The organism is Ligilactobacillus pobuzihii E100301 = KCTC 13174 (assembly GCF_000349725.1).
Classification (GTDB): domain Bacteria; phylum Bacillota; class Bacilli; order Lactobacillales; family Lactobacillaceae; genus Ligilactobacillus; species Ligilactobacillus pobuzihii.
On record NZ_APCP01000041.1, the window covers coordinates 1 to 1,445 of the forward strand.

Annotated in this window: 1 protein-coding gene; it reads right to left on the reverse strand. The window is 43.3% G+C overall.

The window, feature by feature from the left end; translation table 11 throughout:
• Positions 1 to 17: 17 nt before the first annotated feature.
• On the reverse strand, positions 18 to 1,334 hold the full coding sequence (locus LACPOB_RS12365; RefSeq protein WP_017866847.1) for an IS701 family transposase: 1,317 nt from the start codon (positions 1,332 to 1,334) through the stop codon (positions 18 to 20).
• Between the last annotated feature and the right edge of the window lie 111 nt (positions 1,335 to 1,445).

The following is a 1,445-nucleotide window of genomic DNA, read 5'->3' on the forward strand; positions in this document are numbered from 1 at the left end:
ACAGCACTTTACAAATTTTAACTATTTTTCCGAGTTTTTGAACCCACGTCCAGTATGAACTGCAAAATGATCTCAGAATTTTGGTGCTTTTGGGCTGCCTGGGCCAAACTAGTAAAAATTCGTTCCTTAGTAATGGCGCGGCTGAGTGCGTTTTTGCGCGCACTTATCCCTTGCCCCCGTAATTCTTGCCATTCAGGTCGGACTTGTGGTAAAAGTTGTGTCAAAAGATAGGCCAGATTGGCAATAAAATGCAAGCCTTCGATTTTATCCTGGGAACGAACCTGATAACTACCAAAAGACCAGAATTTTTTGATCTCGTAGAAGTAGGTTTCGATCTTCCAGCGTTGGTTATAGTAATCAAGAATTCGCCAGAACCCAGTTTTATGCGGAGTCAATTCTGGTAGATTTTGGGCGGGAAGCGTTGAAATGAACAAGCGCTCGCCTTCATGGCAGTTTTGACTGCGGATGATCCACACAGCTTGGTCAAAAAGCTTCGTCATACATTTAGTCATGCCCACCGCATAGTGCTCATCTTGGTCAGTCAAAACAATGTCAGTTGTTTGGAATTTTTGCCCGTATTTACGCGGGCGACCACGTTTTCCCGTGCGCTGCGGCAGTTGATAAAGCGCAGTATCTTTGCGAATATTTGCGATAAAGTCCACATTGTCATGATTCTTAACGAAATTCAGCACTTCTTTTTTGGGATACCAGCTGTCACATTCGAAAATGATATGTTGTTGCCCGACGATTTTAAGCGCTTGTTCAGCCAGTTCGGCTGCCATTTTAAGCTTGGAGTCCCCTTCAGGCTGGTACATCCGACAAGCAAAGGGAACCATGAGATATTGAACTGACCGTGGTTCAGTAGGAGCGCGCATCGGAAAAGCGACCGCCAAAGTGACGAAGTCATGGGCATTGACGAATTCTTTTCCCAAGTGACGAGCGTGATCATGTAAGACCTTCACGTGCTCAAACTTCTTACCAAACTTAGGCTGGAGTGTGTCATCAACCAAAAAAAGGATAGGATATTGTTTCAACAGCTCAGTTAGGTGCGGTAACTTAAAGAGTTGCCGCAAGACACACAGTTCTAATTCGCTAAGCTTGGCGCCCACTTTTGCCAAAGTATGGTAGTACGAATTGAGTGATTTGTTTTGGAAGCTGCCTAAGAAACAGTCATATAAATGGCGGACGGATGAGATTCCTGACAGACTTACCATGGCCAAAATCAAAGCTGCGATATTTTTGATAGTCGGCACCGACAACACCGTTGAAAAAAGTGAGGTAATAATTTGAGAAATTCTGGTAACAGTGGCATGTTTTTGATATGATTTAAGCAAGCGGGATCCCCATCCTTTGTGTGTTTAGTTTTGTCGCTTAAATCATATCAAAGTTGACGGGGATTCCGTCTTTTTTATGTCAAAATTTTAGAAAAAGTTGTAAAGTGCTGT